Origin of the sequence: Actinopolyspora sabaoui, assembly GCF_051225635.1 — a bacterium.
GTDB lineage: Bacteria > Actinomycetota > Actinomycetes > Mycobacteriales > Pseudonocardiaceae > Actinopolyspora.
In genome coordinates, this window is the sequence record NZ_JBMIHH010000002.1 from 451,304 (window position 1) to 469,823 (window position 18,520).

Consider the following 18,520-nt stretch of genomic DNA (forward strand, 5'->3'; position numbering starts at 1 on the left):
AAACCGAGTCACCGAAGGTCCCACTAGTAGGGTGCGAGCCGTGCGTACTCCACCCTTGAGCAGTCGACTGCGCCCGTTCACCTCGACGATCTTCGCCGAGATCACCGAGCTCGCCCGGCGCAACGAAGCCGTCAACCTGGGACAGGGGTTCCCCGACACCGACGGCCCGGCGGGCATGCTCCGCAGGGCCGAACGGGCGATCGCGGACGGCACGAACCAGTACCCACCGGGCCCGGGTGAGCCCGAGCTGCGCGCCGCGATCGGTGCCCAGCGCGCCGCTGACTACGGCATCGAGCACGATCCGGAGACCGAGATCCTGGTGACCGTCGGCGCCACCGAGGCGATCAGCGCGGCGATGCTCGGCCTCGTCGAGCCCGGTGACGAAGTGGTGCTGCTGGAGCCCTACTACGACTCCTACCCCGTGGCGGTGTCGCTGGCGGGCGGGACGCGACGCACCGTGCCGCTGCGGGTGAGCGACGGGCGGTTCGGACTCGACGCCGAAGCCCTGCGAGCGGCGGTCGGGCCGAACACCCGCGCGCTCGTGCTGAACTCGCCGCACAACCCGACCGGCACCGTGTTCACCGAGGCGGAACTGGCCGAGATCGCCCGGGTGTGCCGGGAGAACGATCTGCTCGCCATCACCGACGAGGTCTACGAACACCTGGTTTACGACGGGCGCGGTCACGTGCCGCTGGCCACGTTCCCGGGGATGGCCGAGCGCACCCTGTCCGTTTCCAGCGCGGGCAAGAGTTTCAACGTCACGGGGTGGAAGATCGGCTGGGTCTGCGGCCCTCCAGAACTGGTCGCGGCGGTTCGCGCGGCCAAGCAGTTCATGACCTTCGTCGGTGGTGCCCCGTTCCAGCCCGCCGTCGCCCACGCTCTGCGCGAGGAGCGGGACTGGCTGCCGGAGCTGCGCTCCGAACTGCAGCAGAAGCGGGATCGCCTCCGGGCCGGACTCGGCTCAGCGGGATTCGACGTGCTCGCCTGCGAGGGCACCTACTTCCTGTGTGCCGACATCCGGCCGCTCGGCTATTCCGACGGCGCCGAGTTCTGCCGCGGTTTACCCGAGCTGGCCGGTGTGGCGGCCATTCCGCTTCAGGTACTCTGCGACGATCCCGAACCGGTACGCCACCTCGTCCGGTTCGCCTGCTGCAAACGCGACGAGGTGATCGACGAGGGAGTGCGGCGGCTGCACAAGCTGGGCTGAGGGGATCCCGGCGGGGTCCGCACCCCTGCGGCGTCTCCCTTCCCGGATCCCACCGGCGAGAGCCGAATCCAGCAGCGTTGTCCCGGACCACCGGCGGCGGCCCGCACCCGCCGGTGCCGAGAAGGATCACCGCGTGGCTGCTACGCCGTCGGTGACGGCTCCGGTTGGCCGGACACCGCGCGAATCCGGCCAACCGAACAGCCTCTCCCACAACCCCCGGGCCTCGCGTCAGCACACGAACCAGTCGCTGCCCGCCCGCTGCGTGACGAGGCCGTCCGCTCGCCAGGTGTGCAGCCGCAGACAGATCGGCCCGGCGGGAACACCGGCCACGGCGAACCCGCCGCAGTCGTCCAACTCGCCCCGGCACTCTCCCCGGCCGTGCCGCACGATCACCGTGCCCCACGGGCCGGGCTGTCCGGCACGGTTCAGCACGATGCCGCGCGCGAGGAACAGCCCCGGCCTCGTTTGACGCAGCTCCAGCTCCACGAGCCTGCCCGGCGCGGCGAAACTCAGCGTGCGCACCCCGGCAGCGCCCCACCAGTCCCCGGCGGCACCGTGCGACTCCCCGAAGGCGCGGCACCGGACGGCGGAATCGCCGAGCGGCTCCAGCGCTCCGCCGGAGTCACGTTCCCGGCTCAGGCGCCGCACGGCCCCGTACGCCGCGCCGATCGCCCGCTCGGGGGTGGGATCCGTGCTACGGAACAGCCTGCCCAACGAGCGGAGCTCTTCGGGAATCCCCGTGCTCACACCAGCCCCGGTACTCACACCGCCACCCCTTCCACAGCTTCCGAGCTCCCCGAGGCGAGCATCCGCAGGCGCAGCGCTCGTAGGCATCGCTGCTTCTTGGGACCGATGGATCCGCGGGCCATCCCCAGCGCGGTACCGATCTGCTCGTAACTCGCGTCCGGGGCAACCGCCATGATCCGCAGCAGCTGTTGGCAACGGTGTGACAGCTGTGCGAACGCCTGTGCCATCCGCGCGGCCGACAACGAACGCACCGCGCTGCTCTCGGGAGTCTCGGTGCCGTCGGCGGTCTCGGCCAGCACTCCGGCCAGCCCGCTGGGCGACTCCCGGCGTCTGGCGCGTGCCAACCGCATCGACTCGCGACGGGCGGTGGTTACCAGCCACGCGGACACCCCATCGGGGTCTCGGAGTCGATGCAGGTTCTCGGCCAGCAGCAACCAGGTCGCCTGCCAGGCGTCCTCGGCATCGGCGCGATTGGCCGAGTAGGCGCGAACGGCTCCCCACACCACACCGCTGTTGCGGTCCACCAGATCGCGCCAGGCGCGTTCGTCCCCCACGGCCAGTCGACTCAGCAACACGGCGGTACCGCAGGATCGCTCCCGTTCCGTCACTGCAACACCTTTCCTACTTCGGATTCGGCCCCGCCCCGAAGCCGTGGGCGTCGAACGAAGCACACGACTCGGGCGGGTTCGCCGAATAGGAGACGGCACGGCCGCCGCTGGATTCACGGTGCGGCGGTAAACCCCCGAACGGGGCAAGAGTTCGAGTAGGAATACGTACCTGCCGGGGTAGTCCCGGGCGCGATCCGTCCCACCGCGCACCACCCACCCCGTTCCGGGAGCCTCATTCGGGAATAACCAACAAGTCACAGTGGCCCACTGTTGGTTCGTAACACCGCCTAACCGGGTGACAGGCGGCGTTTGCGGATGCCAATTCGTCGATTCCCCGGGAGGATGATTGTCGAACGCGGGCAGCGAGACACGGGACGGTGATTCTGATGCAACGGGCAGTCCCGAGTGGTGCGGGAGCGTCCACATTCACCGAGACCGGACGATCGCCGGTGGGGGCGGTCCGGTTCCCGAAGCACGCGGGGCGTTTCCGCTCCAGACCACGGGCAGCGGACGGCGGCTGACCGAAAACTCGCCGCGAAAGGCCGACCGCGCGGTGAGAGGCCGCAGTACGCGGCGAGAATTCGCCGCTCGTTCCGAACGCCGAGACTTCCGATCCGGTTGCCTGCGCCCGACCGGGTCGGTCGGGGCGCCGCATCAGGGCGAACCAATCGTCACGAGAGCGGCAGACAGCCCCGCTCCCGGTGTCGCACTGCCCCTGTGACACCGGGTCGAGCGGCCACCCACCGGCACGTCGAGGGGCCGTGCCGGCGGGTGGCCGAACAGCCACTCCCTCCGCGAGCCATGCCAGAGGTTCCGCCACCCCTCTCCGGAACGGCGTCGATTTCTCGCGAAATCTCCGCCTCGCTCCGCTCCTCGGGACACGACCGTGCGGGTCGCAGCGGGGGTGTCCCCGGTGCGTGAGTCGGATGCATCGCAAGGCCGGGCCGCTCACCGCGTAGGTCGCTACTCAAGAGCCGGCCCAACGCCGCAAGGCGCCGACTCACGTGACGGCTACCTGACCCACCCGAAAAAGCTTCGCCATCGGCACCCTAGGTAATCAGGTCGGGCGGCCTGGCGGGCCCGATCGAGTCGTCAGCTTCGGCGATCAACTCCACAGCCTGGCGCAGCGTTTCCTCCGGCAAGCTGTAGGGCAGTCGGAGACGGTCCTCGAGCTCCCCTTCCACCGCGAATCTCCCGGAGGAGGCCAGCCGCACGCCTCGTTGTTCGGCGGCCACGGCCAGTCGCCCGGCTCGGCGTGAGCCGATGTGGCACCACAGCGAGAGCCCACCGCCCGGAACGGTGAAGGTCCACTGTGGGCGAAACTCGCGCAGCGCCGTCACCAACCGGTTTTGCTGGTGCAGCAGCCTCGTGCGCTGCCGCTCCAGTGTCCGATCGGCGTCGTCCAACAACTCGCTCAGCACGAGCTGCTCGAAAACGGGGCTGCCGAGGTCGATCGCGGCACGACCGACGACGACGCGCTGCACGAACTCGTGTGGCGCACGGAGCCAGCCGAGCCGCAGACCTCCCCAGAACGACTTGCTCGCCGAGCCCACCGTGACCGTCTGCGAATCGGCGAAGGCAGCCACGGGAGGCGGAAGCGCCTCCCCGGAGAGATTGATGTCGACCAGCGTCTCGTCCACCACGGCGGTCGTGCGGTGTCGCCGCAGCGCGCGGCCCAGCCGTTCCCGCTCGGCCGCGGTCATCAGCGCACCGGTGGGGTTCTGGAAGTCGGGAATCAGGTAGGCCAGCCGCGGTGCCGCCTGTGCCAGGGTCGCCTCCAGTAGTTCCGGATCCCATCCACCGTCGACCATGGGCACCGACAGCGGCCGCGCGTGTACGCCGCGGACGGCTTCCAGCGCGTTCGGGTAGGTGGGCTGTTCCAGCAACACCCGCTGCCCGGGAGTGAGCATCGTGCGCAGCACGAGGGCGAAGGCGTGCTGCGCACCGTTGGTGATCAGTATCTGCTCGGGGTCCGTGGGCAGGCCGCGCTCGGCGAACCGTCGCGCGATCCGTTCCCGCAGTTCCGGCAGACCCTGCGTCTGGTAACCGTGCCCGTGGAACCGCGTGGCGAACCGCTCGCTCACCCGTTCGAACGCTTCGTAGACCTCGGGGGAGGCGGCGGGGGTGGCCTGGGCGAAGTTGATGCTCTCGCTGCGTTCCGGCGGGTACCAACCGCCCGACTCGACGGTGCCACCGGCCGTGGCGGGCAGTCCGATCCAGGAACCGGCTCCCCGTCTGCTCCGCACGAACCCCTGCTCCCGGAGCCGGTCGAGCGCGGCGCTCACCAGATTGCGACTGGCGCCGATCCGGTCGGCCAGTTCGCGTTCGGCGGGAAGCCGCGTACCGGGCGGCAGTTGTCCCTCCAGCACGAGCCGGCGCAGTGCCGAATACAGCGCGTCGGCACTGGGACGGTCGCCCCGCGACCAGTTGCCCAACAACCGCGCCAGAACATTGGCACCCAATCGTCCCGCCTCCGAAGTCGTCATGGGTACCAATATTTCACGATTGGTCCTGGCCATAACAGGCCAAAACCGAATATCAATCGGATATGCCCCGAAGAACCGCAACAGTGGACCTCGAACCGATACCGGTGACGCACCGCCCCGGCACTCGATTGCTACGACTGTTCACCGGACTTGCCTGCTACGGCACGAGCATGGCGATGATGGTGCGCGCGGAACTCGGACTCGCGCCGTGGGACGTGCTGCACGACGGTCTGGTGGAACGCACCGGCATCGGCTTCGGTGCCGTGACCGCGATCACCGGCGCTCTGGTGCTGCTGTGCTGGATACCGCTCCGTCAGCGGCCCGGCATCGGCACCGTGGCGAACGTGTTCATGGTGGCGCTCTCGGTGAGCACCGCGCTGTACCTCATCCCACCGGTCGAGAACCTGCCGGTCCGGGTGGCACTGCTGCTCGGCGGCGTGCTGTGCAACGGTTTCGCCACCGCGGTCTACGTCGGAGCCCGGCTCGGCCCCGGGCCCCGTGACGGGCTGATGACCGGCCTGCACGGCACGACGGGACTGTCGCTGCGCGCCGTCCGCACCTGCGTCGAGCTGTCGGTACTGCTGACGGGATGGCTGCTGGGCGGCTCGGTGGGATTCGGAACGGCGCTCTACGCGCTGGCAATCGGCCCGACGGCGCAACTCGCGATGCCCGTTGTGGCGGTGCGGACCCCACACGCCAGATAATCCGGACATGCCCACTGTCGAGGTAGCCGAACAGGCGGGAACCGAACCCAGCGAGGACGTGGTGCTCACCCTGCCGAACGCGGTGGCGGTACTGGACGGCGCCACCTCGCTGCGCCCCACCGAACGCACCGGCGGCTGGTACGCCACCGAACTCGCGGCGGCGCTGCGCCGACGCCTCGAGCTACGCTCCCGCCTCGCCCCGAGCCCCGGCCCGGGTCCCCACGCCGATTCCGGAGCCGACCCGGACCTGGCCGACTCCCTGGCGTCGGCGATCGACGAGGTCAGCACGACCCACGGGCTGCGCCCGGGAAGCTCCCCCTCCACCACGGTGTCGATCCTGCGGTGGGACGAGCGGACCGTGGAAGCGCTCGTGCTGGCCGACAGCCCGATCGTGGTGTTCACCGATTCGGGAACCGACGCGGTGACCGACGACCGGCTGCACGCCCTGCGCACCACCGACAACGGTGACTATCGGCAGCGGCTGCGCGGGGGCGGCGGCTTCGACGAGCGGCACCACGACGAGCTGCGCGCCGCGGTGGACGCGACCGGCCGGTGGCGCAACGTCGAGGGCGGCTTCTGGGTCGCCGAGGCCGATCCGGCCGCCGCGCACCGTGCGATCCGGCGAAGCTGGCCGAGGTCGGAGGTTCGCTCGGCGCTGTTGGCGAGCGACGGTGTCTCCTGCGGTGTCGACCAGTACGACAGCTACCGCGACTGGCGGGAACTGCTCGTACACGCCCGGGCGGAATCGGCGCGGGCGGTGCTGGAGCGAGTCCGCGCCTCGGAACACGCCGACCCGGACGGCAGCCGCTGGCCGCGCCCCAAGCGACACGACGACCAGGCGCTCGCCGTCGTGGAGTTCGCACCGGACGATTGAGAGAACTCGACCGCTCGTGCTCGCGGAGGTGTCCGGCATGGTGCTGGCGAACAGCGTCATCTACTTGAACGGCAGGTCGTGGCAACGCTGCGGGACGATCGAGCAGACGCTGCACGAACTGCGACGCGGCTCCGACCCCGATCACACGTTCGGGTGGATCGATCTGTCCGGACCGGACGGGGACGAGCTGGCGACGCTGGGAACCGAGTTCGAACTGCACCAGCTGGCGTTGGAGGACGCCAGGGTCGCGCACCAACGGCCGAAGCTCGATCGCTACGGCGAGACGCTGTTCATGGTGCTGCGTTCCGCGCTCTACCAGGAGGACAGCGAGAACGTGGCGCTCGGGGAGGTGCACGCGTTCATCGGATCGGACTTCGTCATCACCTCGCGGCATAGCGAGCGGCCCGACCTCGACGCGGTGCGAGACCGGCTGGAGAACCAACCCGAGCTGCTGGCACACGGCCCACCGGCCGTGCTCTACGCCCTCGTGGACGGGGTGGTGGACGACTTCCTTCCGGTGGAGCGCGAGTTGCAGAACGACCTGGACGAGATCGAGACCGAGGTGTTCGGCGGCGAGCCCACAGTGTCCAAACGGATCTACCGGCTCTCCCGCGAGGTGATCGAGTTCCAGCGGGCCACCGGCCCGATCATGGAGGTGCTGGACGGCATGGAGCAGACCTTCCACGAGTTGCGCGACGGCGTGGAACTCAACCGCCACCTGCGGGACGTCCGGGACCACGCGGCGGATGTGGCGGAGCGAGTGGAGTCGCACCGGCAGCTGCTGGCGAACATCCTGCTGGTGAACTCCTCGCTGCACTCGCAGCGCCAGAACGAGCAGGCCACCAGACTCACGGAGACGAGCCTGCGACAGAACGAGCAAATGAAGCGCATCTCCTCGTGGGCGGCGATCCTGTTCACTCCCACGCTGGTGGGCACGGTCTACGGCATGAACTTCACGCACATGCCGGAGCTGGACTGGCCGCTGGGATACCCGGTGGCGCTGCTGCTGATGCTGCTGGTCGCGGTGACGCTGTACGCGGCGTTTCGAAGACGCGACTGGTTGTGACCAATCGAATCCGACCCAAAAAAGATCTCTTCCCCTAGAGACATTTGCGCCACCGTTTAGTAACCTGGGCGACGTCCACCTGACCCCCAGGGGTGGACTTGGCGCCCCCGCACTCCCGGTGACCCCCAGGCCGGTTGAGAGCGGGGGCGCACCTTTCGTTCGGGTGTCCCCTTTCCGGTTGACTCGTGCCGTGAGCTCCCGGTTCGCCGAGTGCGGCCGGACGGCTCGTGCGATGCTCCGATTCGAGAGGGCGCCACGAACCGGGACGGGGGTCGAACGGTGGTACGGCACCCCGCACCGGCACCCGTTCATTGCTCCGTTCAGGTGAAAATGCGGAACCAAACCCGAGACCTAATCGTCAGTAATAAAAGCCGGAGGTTTTTCACACGGAGGCACGCCATGAACCTGCACGCCCGCATCGAGCTGTACGGCGGCCCTGAAGACGGCCGCGAGATCACGCTTCCCCTCAGCGGCGAGGGTGAGCCGCTGTCACCACTCCCCGTGCCGCGCGCTTCGGAGGAGAACGAAGGCGTCGCCTGGTACGAGCGGGACCAGCACATGGGGCGCGGATTCTGGGTCTACAAGTACGCCGACTCGCAGTCGGCGGAACATCCCCAGGCGGGCTGATCGGGCGCCACCTGCTCTCCGAAGCACACCGCTGGAACCGGTTGTCCCTCCCGAGAGGATGGTGGTCCCGGCTGACCTCCCACCGCGAGAGGCCGTTCCGCATGGTTGCCTGCGAGCTTCACCCTGCCGGATTCGGCAGCCGCACGGTCGCGTTCCGAGATCGGCCGCGTCAGCGGGCGAGTACGTCGGTCAGCTCGTAGTGCAGCGTTCTCGTGCGCATGAGCCGGTGGGCCATCGGGACGAGGATGCCGTGCAGCAGGGGATACTTGCGCGTGAGGAGGTGGGCCGCCGTTCGGGCTTCGGCACCGTCCAGGCGCCGAGCGCGGCTCCACACCTGCGGCCCGGTGGGCTTGCCCAGCCACGTCGAGGGGCGGAACCACACCTCGGGGAAGTTCCGCAGCCGTTTGCTCTTGCCGGACTTGCCGTAGGTCCGGATGTAGGCGCGGTCACCGCGCACGACGATGTTGACGGGGGTGTCGACCCAGGTCCCGTCGCGTTTCCTGGTCCACAGCAGGACGGTCGGCTGCCGGACGAACGGGCGCAGCACCGCGGGCACCGATGTATCGGTCATGATGCCCACCTTTCGAGTGGGAAAGCCGCTCTCGCCCAGTCTCACCCGGGACGGGCCGTCGCACCCGGTGACGGTTCGGTTTTGGCTCAGTCGCTCGGCTGTGATTCAGCGGCCTCCCCGGTAGTCGGCGCGGTAAGCGGTGGGGCCCTACCGGCGTCGCGGGCGAGGTGGGAAGCCACGTCGGGGAGCGCGAGCGCGGCCCGTGCGTGCGATGGCAGGATTCTGGCACATTCGGGCAGTCCTGCCACTTGGTTTCGCTTCGTCGCTTCGAAAGCATGGGGGCATGACCGAGACGAACGGTGGAACCACCGAGACCCGGCACATCGGAATCCTGCTGTTCGACGGGATGGAGGAACTCGACGCCGTCGGCCCCTGGGAGGTCTTCGCGTGGTGGACCAGGCACTTTCCCGAGGACGGTTACGTCGTGACCACGTTCTCGCACGACGGCGCGGCGGTGAACTGCGAGAAGGGACTCGTGGTCGAGGCGCACCACAGCACGGCCACGGTGCCCGAGCTGGAGGTTCTGCTGCATCCCGGTGGCGACGGCACCCAACGGCTGAGCACCGCTGAGGAGCATCTGCGGTGGCTGCGCGAACAGCGCGAGCGGGTGTCACTGCTGACGAGTGTGTGCACCGGTTCACTGGTTCTCGCCGCGAGCGGTCTGCTGCGGGGGCGGGCGGCCACCAGCAACCGCTCCGCGCTCGAACGGCTGGGCAACCTGGACCGGAGCATCGCGGTGCACGGCGGCGTGCCGTACGTCGACGACGGCGATGTGGTCACCTCAGCCGGTATCGCGGCGGGCATCGAGATGGCGCTGCACCTGGTCGGGCGCCTCGCGAGTGTCGAGCGGGCGCACCAGGTCCGCGAGGGCATCGAGTACGCCCCGAATTCGGCGGGATGACGCACCGGCGGGATGCCGGTATTCCACGGGAAACCAGGAGTACTCAGCGCAATCCGGCGGCGCGGAAGATCCGGTCGTAGATCTCGCGGACGACACGCTGCTTGCGGGCGTTGTAGTCCATGACGTGTCCGCCGCCCGGGATCGCTGCTCGTTTCGCGGCCTCGTAACGAGCGCGGTCCGCCGGGTGATCGCGCAGCCAGTCACGGAACATGCGCTGCCGGACGGTCTCGGGGCAGTCCGGGCCGAACACGTGCAGGTTCGCGCGCGGATTCGACAACCGCAGGCACCGGTGTTCGTGCCAGGAGGGCTCCCGGACCGTGAGGACGTAGCCCAGCTCCGCCAGTACGGGGACGTACGTCTGCTCGTCACTGGGGTCGGCCACGGTGAGGTTGATGTCGATGACGTCCTTCGCCGCGAGCCCCGCCACAGCGGTGGAGCCGACGTGCTCGATACCGAGCGATGCGTCGCCCAGAGCCGCGACGATGTCGGCGGCCAGCGTCCGATAGCGACTCGGCCACTCCGGGTCGTACGCCACGATCTCGACCGTTTCCGGCGCGGGTGGCCCGTGAACCCAGGGATCCTCCGAAGGATCCGGTTCGTGGTGTCGGGTGATCTCCTCCGGTGCGGGCATTCGGGTGAACCTAGCGTGATTTCGGCGGTGTTTCCACCTCTGTCTCTGACACCGAACCGGGCATTTCACTACGATCGCGAGCACGAGCAGCAGGCAACCGTGTCGTGACAACATCTCGAATCCGGTCCGGAACGATTTCACCACTCGAAGCGGCACGTCGGAGAGAGCGACGGTGCCGCGGTCCTCCGTGATGAGCGGCAGTGCAGAGTTGGCCGAGGAGCCCGCCATGAGCACATCGGACACCATGATCACCGTCGGCGGCCCGGAATTCCTCGCCGACCCGCAAGCGCACTACACGTGGCTGCGTACGAACGCCCCGGTCCACTGTGGGCGGATGGCCTACATGGGTGAACAGGACGTGTGGCTGGTCTCCCGCTACGAGGATTGCCGTCTGATGCTGGCCGATGACCGGTTCCTGCGCTCGCCGGGAGGGCAGGGCCCGGCGATGCTCGCGGGGTTTCCGGACTCGGTCCGCGAACCGATACGGCTGATGACGACCAGCAACATGATCCTGATGGATGATCCGGGGCATCGACGCCTGCGCAAGCTGGTTGCCCAACCCTTCACTCCCCGAGCGATCGAGCGAATCAGCGGGCGCGTCGGCGAGCTGTCGCACGGGCTGCTCGACGAGCTGGAACCCCTTGGTCGAGTCGAGCTGCGCGAGCGGTTCGCGCTGCCCGTCCCCGCTACGGTGATCAACGAGATGGTCGGAGTGCCGCACGCCGACCGGGAGCGTTTCGGTCGGGGAATGAATGCCCTCGTGACGGGTATGGCGCGGCTCGGCCAGGAGAGTTGGGCCCGGGAGATGAACGCCCTGACCGAGCTCGTGCGCGAGCTGATCGAGCACAAGCGAGCCGAACCGGGCGAGGACATCCTGACCGGTCTGATCCAGGCCGAGGAGGACGGGGATCGCCTCTCCGAAGACGAACTGGTCGCGATGGTCTTTCTACTGGTCACCGCGGGTTACGAGACCACGTACAACCTGATCACCAACGCGGTGCTCACGCTGTTGGATCACCCCGACCAGCTCGCGCGGCTGCGCGCCGCACCCGATGACGAAGCGCTGTGGCGAAGGGCCGTCGAGGAAATCGTGCGCTACAGCGGACCGATCGGCGGAACCAAACCCTCCACCACAGTCGAGGACGTCACCTGGCACGACACGACGATCCCGGCCGGTGCGACGGTGATTCCCGTGTTGGCCGCCGCCAACCGGGATCCCGCCGCGTTCGACGACCCGGACACCTTCGACATCGACCGCCACCCCAACGCCCACCTCGGATTCGGTCACGGAGTGCACTTCTGCCTGGGTGCCAACCTGGCCCGCATGGAAACCCGCGTCGCACTGCGGGAGCTCGTCCGCCGCAACCCGAACCTGCGACTGGCAACCGAGCGCTCCGAACTCGCACTCGAACCGATGCCGTTCTGGACCCGCTACGAGGAGCTGCCCGTTCACCTCGGCTGACACTCGGAAAAAGCGACTGGTGGGAGCTCCACAACCGGCGCGGTGCGGTAGCGGTCACGACGACGGCGGCGCGCTACGCCTCGATACCCCGGTAAGTGCCGAAGGTCCACAGGTTGCCCTCCGGATCCCGCACCGTGAGCGCGTACGAACCGGCTCCCGAGCCGAACTCGGTGTGGTGCGGTGCCTCGACGACGTCGCCCCCTGCCTCCCGCACTCGGGAATGGACGGCGTCCACGTGCTCGGTCGCGATGTAGACGGCGCTGCTTCCCGCTCGCATTCGGCCGTGCACGCCGTCGGTGTGCTTCGTCGAGCCGAAGACCAACGCGCCACCGCCGGGCCAGCGCAGCTCGGCGTGCGCGATGTCGCCCTCGTCGTTCCGCGCCGCGAGCACCTCGTGGAAGCCCAGGACATCGACGAGGAAGCGCAGTGCGGCGCGCGTGTCGTCGTAGTGCAGGATCGGCCAGACCGAGGACGCCGAGCTGTCAATCATGCCTTCCAACGTAGCGGCGTTCCCCGACCGGGCACGCGAGTACGGCCCACTACGGATTGGGCGGGGTTCGCGCCGAGTGCGGTTGCTTCCTGTTCCGTTTCCGAGATGGCTTACTCTTCGCGTACGAAATCGCCCGGCGTTCCGAGACCGGCCCGGGCGGTCTGTGAACGCGCGGAATCAGTCTCGATGCCGTGGCCGGGGAGATGGAGTTCGCGGTCGTTCTACTGGCGGCAGGGCTGCCAGCAGTGGCAGTCAACCTTCTCGCGTCGCTTCACCTGTCCGCCGGCTGCGTCATCGGTACGGCAATGTTCGTGACCAGTCCGCTCACCAGTCACAGCTTATCCACCAGTTTCGCGGCCTCCACGAGCGGCATCCCCGGCACATCACGACGCACCTGATGAACGGCCCGCGCCTTTCCCTCATCGTCGCGCAGTCGTCGAATTTCTTCACGGTCCAGAGACCGAGCCACATCATCCGACGTCGGAAATTTATCGCGAAATTTGGCGTAAAGTTTGCGGCGGCGAATCGAGGAAACGACTTCTTCCGCCACTGTCCACGCCAGCAGGACGCACCCGGCAATAAGGTATTTTCCCGATATGGCGAGGAAAATACTGCCCAGCAGTACGATGAGGCCAACTATCCACATGACCATGACATGTAGCACGAAATCACCCCATCATTCAATGTGAATTTCGCTACCAATGTCCAACCGGGTGATTCACGAAAAACAGCGCGTTTGAACGCTCACGGATGACCGAGCCGGGACGAACAGTGGAGACGACAGGGCCACCGTGATAAAGACGCAGCCACACCGCGTCGACCCCAGCCTGCCATGAAACCACGACGAATTCGTCCGAACACCTCGACGAGGCGAACAATTCAGTTCCGGTCGAGCAATGCCCTTCGGTGCTGCCATGCCAGGTTCACCGCCGCCGAGGCTCCGGGCGAGAGTTGGCCCAGTTCGTGAAGACGGCTGATGGTGTTGGCCTCGAACGGCAGGTGCCGGGCGGGGATGCGGCCCTCGTCGTTGGTGGTGACGGCCGCACCGAACAACTCGTCGTAGGAGTCGGGCTCGATCACCGCCACGGTGAGGATGTCACCGGACAGCGTGAGCGCGTCGAGCGTGACGCCGAGGTAGTAGACCCGAAGCCGCCCCTCGCCACGAGCGCGATCCATCTCAGCGAACGGTTCGCGGTTCTGTTAGCCGGTGCCGCATCCGAGCACTACCCGAAGATCGTGGAGCGGTCCCACATCGCCGTGAACCCACACCAGCAGCACGTCCTCTACGTCATTCGCCCCACACGGTCGAACGACCGCTTCTCATCGCCCGGAGAACCGGGCAGCTCTAGCCAGTGGAACCGTCCACTTTGCGCCCGACGAACACCACGTCCTGAACCACACCGCCGCCCAGATCGGCCACGGCGGGCAGCCGCCCCCACTCCTGGAAGCCGTGCGAGCGGAACAGGCTCAGGCTGGCCCGGTTGCTGCCGAAGATCGTGGTGGCCAGTGTGCGCACGTCCAGCTTCGGAGCATGCGCCACGGCCTCGCCCAGCAGGTACGTTCCCTGTCCCCGACCCCGGTGCTCGGGGTGCAGGTACAGCGCCACGTCCGAGGTCACGTCGTACCCCGGCCGACCGTTCAGAAAAGGGTCGAAGCTCAGATAGCCGGTCACGGTACACGGATCGTCCGCCTCGTAGCCGACCCAGATCGGGCGGTAATCCGACCGCGAGGCGGCGAACCATCTCTCGCGGGAAGCGACGCTGACGGGTTCCAGATCACAGGTGCTCGCCTTCTCCAGAATCGCCGCGTTGTAGATGTCCACGATCGCGGGCAGGTCCTCCCGCGTGGCGAGGCGATGGCGGTACCCCAAGAGATCGCTCCAGTCCGGTTCGGCTGCCCGCGCCGAGGCAAGGGTGGTTCGTTGCGACTCCGGACAGTACGAGTGATGCGAACCGAGATCCAGGACGGCGCGGAAATCGGCGTCGATCCAGCCGAGTCGCCTCGCTTCGGTGACTCACTCCTGTGCACGGTCCTGCTTCGCCACGGCGCTCGGCTCTGACGAGGCCCTGCTCTGTCGGATTCAGCCGAGGCGGAGTCCGACAGGGTTCGCCGGGTGGATGCTCAGTGTGCGAGCACTCGCTGATGGTGTTCGCGGTACTTCCACCCGCCGACGAGGACGCCGATGCCGAGCATGGTGATCAGGCCCAGGAACACGGTTGGCGATGTCGTCGAGTGCGGGATATCGGACAGCGTGTGGAAGGCGGCGGCTGCGAGAGATCCCACTACGGCGAACAGGCTCGGCAGCCCGAGCAGCGCGCTCCTGCCCCGCTTGCGGAGCAGTCTGGTGACGGCGTCACCGACCATGATCAGAGCGGTCCCGGCTGCCATGCCGAAGGTGAACCGCCGGACCTCGGTGGGCACGTCGGGTTGGCCGAGCCGGACGGCCACCAGGACCAGTACCACGGCGAGGACCGCCGCGAGCACCACCGCAGCCCCGACATCCCAGCTCAGCGGAAGAGCGCGGTTCCGATCCTGCCGTTTGCGGGGAATGAAATCCCATGCCCGCTCGCGATCGAGGTGACTCGCGAGAGCACCGAAAGCGATAATCGCGGCAGCCATGAGCAGCGGCGGCAGGAAGCTGTAGGTGGCGAACCAGACGAGCGCGGCGAGGCACACCGCCATCGGGGGGTTCGTCAGCGCGGTGATGAGTTGCGCGCGCCGAAACGGTCGGCGGGCTTCGAGCAGGTCCAACGGATGCACCAGTGGCTGGACGTCCGCATCGGGCAGATCGACGAGTTCGGTGAGTTCACGCATGGCTTCCTCCTGGGGCGTGCTCGATGAAGGGTCCGCTCGTACTGCTACGGGCGATGTCGTAGACCTTCTGCCGCGATACCCCCAGCCGGGCCGCGACGGTCACGGCGCTGAAGTCATCGAGCAGACCGTCCGTCGCTCGGGCCCGCACCGCCGAGGCGCGCGAGTTCAGGTGGGCGGCCAGCGCACTGACCTCGGCGGCCAGCAAGGCCACGACGAGTGGGCCCCCGAATCGCTGAGTCCAGTGCTCGTCATCCTGCGCTGCGGCGGCGTACAACCCGTCGCCCATGTCCGCCAGCACCGAAGCAACGTCGGTGGGCGAGATGCCGTTGTCGACGAACCGCTCTGCCACAGCGGCACGCGTCTCGTCCTGGCGGTGGGAAAGCACCGCGTCCCAAGCGGCGTCAACCCCGGGGTTACGACTCATGCGGTCATCATGCCCCGGATCGAGAAATGTGTAAACCCAGGGGCGTCACCTATGGGCGAGAGGCGAAGATGCTCGCCCAGGTAGCCCGCAGCGGTCGCACTTCCAGACAAACGCTGCTCGTCGTGGTTGCCTGGCGTTGTGCACCTTGAGCGGTTTACCCTGATCGTCGACGACTACGACGAGGCGATCCGGTTCTTCGTGGCCACGCTGGAGTTCGAACTCGTCGAGGATTCGCCGTCCTCGACCAACGACGGGCGTGCGAAGCGGTGGGTCGTCGTACGACCGCCCGGCACCACCACAGGCCTACTGCTCGCACGAGCTGATGGTGAGCGGCAGGAGCGAGTCGTGGGAGATCAGTTCGCGGCTCGGGTCGGCCTGTTCCTGCGCGTGGACGACTTCCAGGCATCCTACGACCGGATGCGTGCGGCGGGGGTCGAGTTCGTCACCGAGCCGCGCCGGGAACCCTACGGTGAGGTCGCGGTCTTCCTCGACGTCGCGGGCAACCGCTGGGACTTGCTGGGCCCACGGCCGTATCGGTGATCACCCCATGACGAGACGGGACCGGAAGCCACCGGACGAACAACCGAGGCCGGAACTGAGGCTAACCACGCACGGAAACGGCCTCGGCGGGCTGCCGACGACTGATGGGCTTCTTCGATCGCAACCGGATGAGGGTGCCGACCACAAGAGCGCCCGCGGCGAGCAGGCCGCCTGCGAGGTTGGGGCTGCTGCCACCGAGCCCCGCACTGATGACGAAGCCACCGAGCCCCGCGCCGATGGCGTTGCCGAGGTTGAACATGCCGATGTTCATCGAGGCCGCGAGGTTGGGAGCGCCCGCGCGCTCCGCCCGTTCCATCACCAGCCGCTGGATCGGGGAAACGGTGGCGAATCCGGAGGCGGCCATCAGGAACACCGCCACGGCGGTGACCACGATGTTCTCGGCAGCGAGCCAGAACACGAGCAGCGTGGCGGTCAGCAGGGCGAGGCTTCCCAACAGCAGGCCCATGAGGTTGATATCGGCCAGCCAGCCTCCCATGATGTTGCCGACGAACAGGCCGAGTCCGAAGACGAGCATGTAAATCGTGACCCAGTTCTCCGGAGTGCCGGTGACGTTCATCGTGACAGGTGCGATGTAGGTGATCGAGGTGAAGAATCCGGCAGGCCCGAGGACGGTGATCAACATCGCGAGCAGCAGCTGCGGGTTCGTGAAGGCACGCACCTCGGCGGCGACGTCGAACGACTCGGCAGTGTCGTTGGCCGGGATGCAGACGAGGATGCCGACCAGGGCGATCATGCCGATCGCCGCGATGCCCAGGAAAGAGACCCGCCAGGACAGTACGGCGGACACCCAAGCGGCGATCGGCGTGCCGATCAGTGTAGCCAGGGTCAGGCCGGAGAACATGAACGCGATCGCGCTGGTCTTCTGATGCTCGGGTACTGCCCGTGAGGCGATGATCGACCCGGTGCCGAGGAACGCCGCATGGGTCAGCGAGGAGACCACCCTACCCAGCAGGGTCAGCGCGAACGAAGGTGCAAGGGCGGTCAGCAGGTTCCCGATCAGAAACAGCAGCATGAGGACGAGCAGGAAACTCCTCCTCTCGAATCGCTGCCCGACCAGGATCAGGACCGGGGCTCCGAGGAAGACGCCGAGGGCATAGATCGTCGCCGCCCACCCGGCGGTAGCGAAGGAGATGCCGAACTCGGCAGCGATTCCGGGCATCAAGCCGGAGATGGCGAACTCGGTGGTGCCGATCCCGAAAGCACCGGCGGCCAGAGTCAGCAGCACCAGCCGGGTGCGCGAGGCATTGTCATGAGAAAGCACGTATTTCAGCCTGTCGGGCCAGCGCTCGGGCAACCAGAACCCGTTGAGCGTGCGCTCGGCGTTCCTACCACTGGCAGGGTCATGCTCGAAGTCGACCCGAGTGCCTACCCTTGCAGGTATGACACCGTCGGGGAGCGCATCATCGGGGAGCCTGGGCGAGTTCCTGCGTTCCCGCCGTGCTGCCCTCGGTCCCGACCGGGCCGATGTGGTCAGCTGGGGTCGACGCCGGCGGGTTCCCGGCCTCCGGCGCGAAGAAGTCGCGCAACTGGCCGGCGTCAGCGTCGCCTACTACACCCGGTTGGAACAGGGGAAGGCGTGCAACGCTTCGACCGAGGTACTGCTGGCCCTGGCGCGAGCGCTGCAGCTGACGTCGACCGAGTCCGAGCATCTGCTCGATCTGGCCAAACCCTCACTGCTGCGAACTCCACCCCGAACTCGGCCTGAACGACCGCACCCGCGAGCTCTGGCCATGGTGAAGGCGCTCTCCGAGCAGCCCGCCGTGCTCTTGGGGCGTCGTAATGATGTGCTGGCCTGGACACCGATGGGGCACGCGCTGCTGGCACCGCACGTCCCGTTCGATAGCCCCACGGATCCGGCGATGCGGCCGTCCATGCCGAGGCTGCTGTTCCTGGACCCGCAAGTTCGCGGCTCGTACGGCGATTGGGCGGCCGAGGCGCGCACCAATGTCGCCTATCTGCGGTTGATCAGCGGAAAGTATCCCGATGACACTCGCCTGGCAGAACTCGTCGGGGAGCTCTGCATGAAGGACGCCGAGTTCGCCGCCATGTGGGCATCCGGCCGGGTCGGGGAATGCACCGGCGGCATCAAGCACTTTCACCATCCCCTGGTCGGTGAGCTCTCCACGGAGTTCCAGATCTGGTTACAGGCCGACAGCCCGGATCACCGCCTGGAGGTCTACACCCCGACCGAGCAGAAGTCCGCCGATGCCCTGACCTTGCTCGGAACGATCACGCACGAGCAGGATTCGGGAGACGACCGGTTCCGCGGGCCGACCACGAACGGCACGGCTCGGGTACAGGCTTCATCGGAGCACCGAGGACACTAACGACGAGCCCTCGCAGGACG

Annotated in this window: 21 protein-coding genes; 9 read left to right on the top strand and 12 right to left on the bottom strand. The window is 67.7% G+C overall.

The features are described from left to right. The first annotated feature begins 40 nt into the window (after nucleotides 1-40). On the top strand, nucleotides 41-1,207 hold the full coding sequence (locus ACOQFL_RS04620) for a pyridoxal phosphate-dependent aminotransferase (RefSeq protein WP_435542815.1): 1,167 nt from the start codon (nucleotides 41-43) through the stop codon (nucleotides 1,205-1,207). A gap of 228 nt (nucleotides 1,208-1,435) precedes the next feature. On the opposite strand, the gene ACOQFL_RS04625 is transcribed toward ACOQFL_RS04620, so the two are convergent. The 3 genes from ACOQFL_RS04625 to yczR form a co-directional block, all read right to left on the bottom strand. Continuing rightward, nucleotides 1,436-1,972, bottom strand: a complete 537-nt coding sequence (locus tag ACOQFL_RS04625) for a hypothetical protein (protein WP_435542816.1) — start codon at nucleotides 1,970-1,972, stop codon at nucleotides 1,436-1,438. Then, complete coding sequence (locus tag ACOQFL_RS04630; protein WP_435542817.1) at nucleotides 1,969-2,562, bottom strand: RNA polymerase sigma factor; 594 nt, start codon at nucleotides 2,560-2,562, stop codon at nucleotides 1,969-1,971. The genes ACOQFL_RS04625 and ACOQFL_RS04630 overlap by 4 nt, the downstream gene beginning before the upstream one ends. A gap of 1,049 nt (nucleotides 2,563-3,611) precedes the next feature. Then, nucleotides 3,612-5,048, bottom strand: a complete 1,437-nt coding sequence (gene yczR / locus ACOQFL_RS04635) for a MocR-like transcription factor YczR (protein ID WP_435542818.1) — start codon at nucleotides 5,046-5,048, stop codon at nucleotides 3,612-3,614. A 62-nt stretch (nucleotides 5,049-5,110) separates the two neighbouring features. On the opposite strand from yczR, the gene yczE reads away from it, so the two are divergent. The 4 genes from yczE (at nucleotide 5,111) to ACOQFL_RS04655 (ending at nucleotide 8,319) form a co-directional block, all read left to right on the top strand. Further along, nucleotides 5,111-5,752 (top strand): membrane protein YczE, encoded by a 642-nt coding sequence (gene yczE, locus ACOQFL_RS04640; protein WP_435542819.1) that lies wholly within the window; start codon nucleotides 5,111-5,113, stop codon nucleotides 5,750-5,752. 7 nt (nucleotides 5,753-5,759) lie between these two features. Beyond that, nucleotides 5,760-6,626, top strand: coding sequence for a protein phosphatase 2C domain-containing protein (locus ACOQFL_RS04645; RefSeq protein ID WP_435542820.1), 867 nt, complete (start codon nucleotides 5,760-5,762; stop codon nucleotides 6,624-6,626). A 37-nt stretch (nucleotides 6,627-6,663) separates the two neighbouring features. Continuing rightward, nucleotides 6,664-7,692 (top strand): magnesium and cobalt transport protein CorA, encoded by a 1,029-nt coding sequence (locus ACOQFL_RS04650; RefSeq protein WP_435542821.1) that lies wholly within the window; start codon nucleotides 6,664-6,666, stop codon nucleotides 7,690-7,692. Between the two features lie 399 nt (nucleotides 7,693-8,091). Further along, nucleotides 8,092-8,319 carry a DUF8847 domain-containing protein gene (locus tag ACOQFL_RS04655; RefSeq protein WP_435542822.1) on the top strand — a complete coding sequence of 76 codons (228 nt, stop codon included), beginning with the start codon at nucleotides 8,092-8,094 and terminating at the stop codon, nucleotides 8,317-8,319. 169 nt (nucleotides 8,320-8,488) lie between these two features. Here ACOQFL_RS04655 and ACOQFL_RS04660 read toward each other — a convergent pair whose 3' ends face one another. Beyond that, complete coding sequence (locus tag ACOQFL_RS04660) at nucleotides 8,489-8,890, bottom strand: PPOX class F420-dependent oxidoreductase (RefSeq protein WP_435542823.1); 402 nt, start codon at nucleotides 8,888-8,890, stop codon at nucleotides 8,489-8,491. Nucleotides 8,891-9,173: 283 nt separating this feature from the next. On the opposite strand from ACOQFL_RS04660, the gene ACOQFL_RS04665 reads away from it, so the two are divergent. Then, a complete protein-coding gene (locus ACOQFL_RS04665; RefSeq protein ID WP_435542824.1) occupies nucleotides 9,174-9,791 on the top strand; it encodes a DJ-1/PfpI family protein in 618 nt (205 codons plus the stop codon). 43 nt (nucleotides 9,792-9,834) lie between these two features. Here the strand turns inward: ACOQFL_RS04665 and ACOQFL_RS04670 are convergent, their stop codons facing one another. Beyond that, nucleotides 9,835-10,422, bottom strand: a complete 588-nt coding sequence (locus tag ACOQFL_RS04670) for a GrpB family protein (RefSeq protein ID WP_435542825.1) — start codon at nucleotides 10,420-10,422, stop codon at nucleotides 9,835-9,837. Nucleotides 10,423-10,648: 226 nt separating this feature from the next. On the opposite strand from ACOQFL_RS04670, the gene ACOQFL_RS04675 reads away from it, so the two are divergent. After that, on the top strand, nucleotides 10,649-11,884 hold the full coding sequence (locus ACOQFL_RS04675; RefSeq protein ID WP_435542826.1) for a cytochrome P450 family protein: 1,236 nt from the start codon (nucleotides 10,649-10,651) through the stop codon (nucleotides 11,882-11,884). Between the two features lie 73 nt (nucleotides 11,885-11,957). On the opposite strand, the gene ACOQFL_RS04680 is transcribed toward ACOQFL_RS04675, so the two are convergent. The 6 genes from ACOQFL_RS04680 to ACOQFL_RS04705 form a co-directional block, all read right to left on the bottom strand. Next, nucleotides 11,958-12,374 (bottom strand): VOC family protein, encoded by a 417-nt coding sequence (locus tag ACOQFL_RS04680; protein WP_435542827.1) that lies wholly within the window; start codon nucleotides 12,372-12,374, stop codon nucleotides 11,958-11,960. A 331-nt stretch (nucleotides 12,375-12,705) separates the two neighbouring features. Next, nucleotides 12,706-13,038 carry a hypothetical protein gene (locus ACOQFL_RS04685; RefSeq protein WP_435542828.1) on the bottom strand — a complete coding sequence of 111 codons (333 nt, stop codon included), beginning with the start codon at nucleotides 13,036-13,038 and terminating at the stop codon, nucleotides 12,706-12,708. A gap of 215 nt (nucleotides 13,039-13,253) precedes the next feature. Then, the gene (locus ACOQFL_RS04690; RefSeq protein ID WP_435542829.1) at nucleotides 13,254-13,550 is read right to left on the bottom strand and encodes a hypothetical protein; all 297 of its coding nucleotides are present in this window, start codon (nucleotides 13,548-13,550) and stop codon (nucleotides 13,254-13,256) included. A 169-nt stretch (nucleotides 13,551-13,719) separates the two neighbouring features. Then, the gene (locus tag ACOQFL_RS04695) at nucleotides 13,720-14,244 is read right to left on the bottom strand and encodes a GNAT family N-acetyltransferase (RefSeq protein WP_435542830.1); all 525 of its coding nucleotides are present in this window, start codon (nucleotides 14,242-14,244) and stop codon (nucleotides 13,720-13,722) included. A 251-nt stretch (nucleotides 14,245-14,495) separates the two neighbouring features. Beyond that, a complete protein-coding gene (locus ACOQFL_RS04700; protein WP_435542831.1) occupies nucleotides 14,496-15,188 on the bottom strand; it encodes a hypothetical protein in 693 nt (230 codons plus the stop codon). Beyond that, complete coding sequence (locus tag ACOQFL_RS04705; RefSeq protein ID WP_435542832.1) at nucleotides 15,181-15,612, bottom strand: hypothetical protein; 432 nt, start codon at nucleotides 15,610-15,612, stop codon at nucleotides 15,181-15,183. The genes ACOQFL_RS04700 and ACOQFL_RS04705 overlap by 8 nt, the downstream gene beginning before the upstream one ends. Nucleotides 15,613-15,750: 138 nt before the next feature. On the opposite strand from ACOQFL_RS04705, the gene ACOQFL_RS04710 reads away from it, so the two are divergent. Next, nucleotides 15,751-16,152 carry a VOC family protein gene (locus ACOQFL_RS04710; RefSeq protein ID WP_435542833.1) on the top strand — a complete coding sequence of 134 codons (402 nt, stop codon included), beginning with the start codon at nucleotides 15,751-15,753 and terminating at the stop codon, nucleotides 16,150-16,152. Between the two features lie 61 nt (nucleotides 16,153-16,213). Here ACOQFL_RS04710 and ACOQFL_RS04715 read toward each other — a convergent pair whose 3' ends face one another. Continuing rightward, on the bottom strand, nucleotides 16,214-17,434 hold the full coding sequence (locus ACOQFL_RS04715; RefSeq protein ID WP_435542834.1) for an MFS transporter: 1,221 nt from the start codon (nucleotides 17,432-17,434) through the stop codon (nucleotides 16,214-16,216). A gap of 118 nt (nucleotides 17,435-17,552) precedes the next feature. Between ACOQFL_RS04715 and ACOQFL_RS04720 the strand changes: the two genes are divergently transcribed. Next, nucleotides 17,553-18,500 (top strand): MmyB family transcriptional regulator, encoded by a 948-nt coding sequence (locus ACOQFL_RS04720; RefSeq protein ID WP_435542835.1) that lies wholly within the window; start codon nucleotides 17,553-17,555, stop codon nucleotides 18,498-18,500. Nucleotides 18,501-18,520: the final 20 nt, after the last annotated feature.

Excerpts from the sequence above, each read along its gene's own strand:
- yczR (WP_435542818.1), bottom strand. The coding sequence starts at position 5,048 with ATGACGACTTCGGAGGCGGGACGATTGGGTGCCAATGTTCTGGCGCGG.
- yczE (WP_435542819.1), top strand. The coding sequence starts at position 5,111 with ATGCCCCGAAGAACCGCAACAGTGGACCTCGAACCGATACCGGTGACG.
- ACOQFL_RS04645 (WP_435542820.1), top strand. The coding sequence starts at position 5,760 with ATGCCCACTGTCGAGGTAGCCGAACAGGCGGGAACCGAACCCAGCGAG.
- ACOQFL_RS04650 (WP_435542821.1), top strand. The coding sequence starts at position 6,664 with ATGGTGCTGGCGAACAGCGTCATCTACTTGAACGGCAGGTCGTGGCAA.
- ACOQFL_RS04655 (WP_435542822.1), top strand. The coding sequence starts at position 8,092 with ATGAACCTGCACGCCCGCATCGAGCTGTACGGCGGCCCTGAAGACGGC.
- ACOQFL_RS04660 (WP_435542823.1), bottom strand. The coding sequence starts at position 8,890 with ATGACCGATACATCGGTGCCCGCGGTGCTGCGCCCGTTCGTCCGGCAG.
- ACOQFL_RS04665 (WP_435542824.1), top strand. The coding sequence starts at position 9,174 with ATGACCGAGACGAACGGTGGAACCACCGAGACCCGGCACATCGGAATC.
- ACOQFL_RS04670 (WP_435542825.1), bottom strand. The coding sequence starts at position 10,422 with ATGCCCGCACCGGAGGAGATCACCCGACACCACGAACCGGATCCTTCG.
- ACOQFL_RS04675 (WP_435542826.1), top strand. The coding sequence starts at position 10,649 with ATGAGCACATCGGACACCATGATCACCGTCGGCGGCCCGGAATTCCTC.
- ACOQFL_RS04680 (WP_435542827.1), bottom strand. The coding sequence starts at position 12,374 with ATGATTGACAGCTCGGCGTCCTCGGTCTGGCCGATCCTGCACTACGAC.
- ACOQFL_RS04690 (WP_435542829.1), bottom strand. The coding sequence starts at position 13,550 with ATGGATCGCGCTCGTGGCGAGGGGCGGCTTCGGGTCTACTACCTCGGC.
- ACOQFL_RS04700 (WP_435542831.1), bottom strand. The coding sequence starts at position 15,188 with ATGCGTGAACTCACCGAACTCGTCGATCTGCCCGATGCGGACGTCCAG.
- ACOQFL_RS04705 (WP_435542832.1), bottom strand. The coding sequence starts at position 15,612 with ATGAGTCGTAACCCCGGGGTTGACGCCGCTTGGGACGCGGTGCTTTCC.
- ACOQFL_RS04720 (WP_435542835.1), top strand. The coding sequence starts at position 17,553 with ATGACACCGTCGGGGAGCGCATCATCGGGGAGCCTGGGCGAGTTCCTG.